Raw genomic sequence first — 2,707 nt, 5'->3', positions numbered from 1 at the left:
CAAAGTCCCGCAGCACACTCTCAATATCTACCAAGTCCTTACCCGTGCCGCCTGTGTAGTCCAGGTGCAGGGCTTCAAACCCGGTGGTGTTGGCGGTGGTAATGCCCCCAAAGTTGAAGGTGCCTGTGCCGCCTGAAATTGCGGCAGTGCCGTTGGAATCTACCGAAAGGTTGCGGTCCAGGCTCAGCATGTCGCCAATCTGGTGGGTGGTGCCATCGCCTGCCGGGCGGTCAATCAGGTCGCCAGCAGCATCGGTGCCGCCGTTCAGGGTAACCCCGGCGCCCACAGCAGCAAGATTCAGCACAGAACTTTCCAGGCGCACAATGTCGGTGCCCGTCCCGCCGTCAATGGTGGTACCGGTTATGCTTGCATCCGTATTAATGCGAATGGTGTCGTTGCCGCTGCCCCCAAGAATCTGAATGGCATTAGCGGTATTAGCATATGCGTTAATAGAACCACTGATGGAAATTACATCATTATCATCACCAGCATCGACAATATTCTTAGCAGCCGCTGATGTTGCGGTTGTTATACTGCCCGTAAGGGTAATGCTATCCCAACCGCTGCCACCAAGAATCTCGTTTATTCCGGAACCGCTGGCATACAGGGAATAGGTACTGCCGAACAAAGTTATTGTGTCGTTTCCGCTACCACCATCCACAAGGCTTTTAGTTCCTGCACTGTACACAGCGTACCCTATACCGTCAGTACCGTTAGCGCCGTTGGCACCCCTAGCTCCCTGACCAGACACCCAAGGGATTATGCCCCCCTGCCCACCAAGGCCACCAACCCCACCAAGGCCACCAATGCCGGTAATGGTAATCACATCATTGCCATTACCTCCATCCACAGTGCCGGAAGCAAGGCCATAGCCAACCCCACCAGCACCGCCTGCAGCTGCAGCACCGCCATCTCCACCGAGGACATGGATACCCGTATTTAGATTGCGTACTCCGATTCCTCCCTTGCCTCCTTTACCGCCAGCACCGCCAGCGCCGCCAATTCCAGAGATAATAATGATATCGTTCCCCTCGCCTCCGGTAACAATACCGCTGGACACACCATAGGCAGTAGCGCCAGCACCGCCAACAGCACCTCTTCCCCCTTTGCCCCCAGAATTACCGGAATTCCCCTGAATTCCGTCGCCGCCCTCGCCGCCAGCGCCGCCAGCGCCGCCAGCGCCGCCAAGGGCAGTTATGGTAATAAGGTCATCCCCATCACCTACATCCACAGAAGATGTATAAAGCCCATAAGCGTTACCAGCATTGTTCCCTGCACCACCAACACCACCAACACCACTGGAGTAACCCTTACCTCCTTCGCCACCGGCACCGCCGGCACCGGACAATGCACTGATATTTACAATATCGCTACCTGCTCCGCTAGAAATAGCAGAGCCCCAGAGGCCGTATCCATCAGCACCAGTTCCGCCTTTACCTCCAGCCCCACCTGTCGCTGCCGTCGTACTTCCCCCTACCTGATTGCCAGCCCCACCACTACCTCCAAGCCCTCCCCGGCCTCCTTGGACATTGATAGTTATCTGATTATGACCATTGTCAGCATTGATAACGGTATTATACAGCCCATATGCCAAGGCACCGTTGCCAGCTAGGCCACCTGCTCCGCCTGCTCCGGCATTAGGTGTTATGTTAGGAGAATTACCACCGTAGCCACCGTTCCCACCTATAACGTTGAAAGTAATTGTATCGTTGCCAGCACCAGTTTCTACCCGGCTGCTGCTCATACCATATGCAGCTACTCCTGCGCCTCCAGTTCCGCCTGTGCCACCCTTAGCCCCTGCAGCACCGGCTGCACCGCTGGTGCCAGTAATGGTGGCGGTCAATATATCGTCCCCAGCACCTAAATCCACCACAGCATTGGTCATGGTGTAGTTAATTCGCATGGTGTCGTTGCCGGAAGATGTGCCTTCTGTTGTTGGGCTTGCGCCTGTGGCAGCGGCAGCACCAGGGGTAAGGGGAATATATGTTTCATGCGTTTCGCCGTCCACATCGTCCGGGGAATCCCACTTGCCTTGTGGGTCGCGCACTACCACCACTTCCACAGTTTTGGTGTGGGTTTGACCCTGGGCGTCTTCATATTCATACGTAATGTAATCTTTCACCGCTGTGGTGCCTGTGCCCATAAGGGTGGCAGCGTTGGCAGCCAAGGTATACGTTAAGGTACCATCCGCATTAATGGTGGCTGTGCCGTACATGCCCGTAACCGTAGTGCCCACATTAAGCATGTGTGAGAAGGCGGCGTCGTTGTGCTTCACCTCGCCGATAATAACCTTGCTGTTAATATTGGTGGCAGTGCTGCCTGTGTACATGACAAAGCGGTCATCAGCCTGCACTATGCTGGGGGCATTGGCTCCTGTTTCCAGGTAAATAAAGGTTTCCTGCCCGTTTACCATGCCTTTGTAGCAGGCAAACTGCTCGGTAAAGCCATTCAGGCTGATGCCTGTACTCACTTGAGTAAAGCCTGTGGGCAACCGGAACTTATCGTTACTATCCCCCGTAAACACCAGCGACTTCATAACGCCTTCAAAGTTCTTGGTATCAAAATCTGCCAGTACATTGTCAATGTCAATCAAGTCCATGCCCGTGCCGCCTGTGTAGTCCAGGTGCAGGGCTTCAAATTGGGTCGTATTGGTGGTGGTTATGCCCCCAAAGGCGAAGGTGCCTGTGCCACTAGAGCTTGCTGCTGT

Annotated in this window: 1 protein-coding gene; it reads right to left on the bottom strand. The window is 54.8% G+C overall.

The features are described 5' to 3' along the window. The coding region (locus G497_RS19335) for an Ig-like domain-containing protein (RefSeq protein ID WP_051258109.1) at positions 1-2,707 on the bottom strand (2,707 nt) is incomplete at both ends.

The organism is Desulfovibrio cuneatus DSM 11391 (assembly GCF_000430005.1).
In the GTDB taxonomy this organism is placed as follows: Bacteria; Desulfobacterota; Desulfovibrionia; order Desulfovibrionales; family Desulfovibrionaceae; genus Frigididesulfovibrio; species Frigididesulfovibrio cuneatus.
This window is presented reverse-complemented; position numbering and strand designations above follow the sequence as displayed.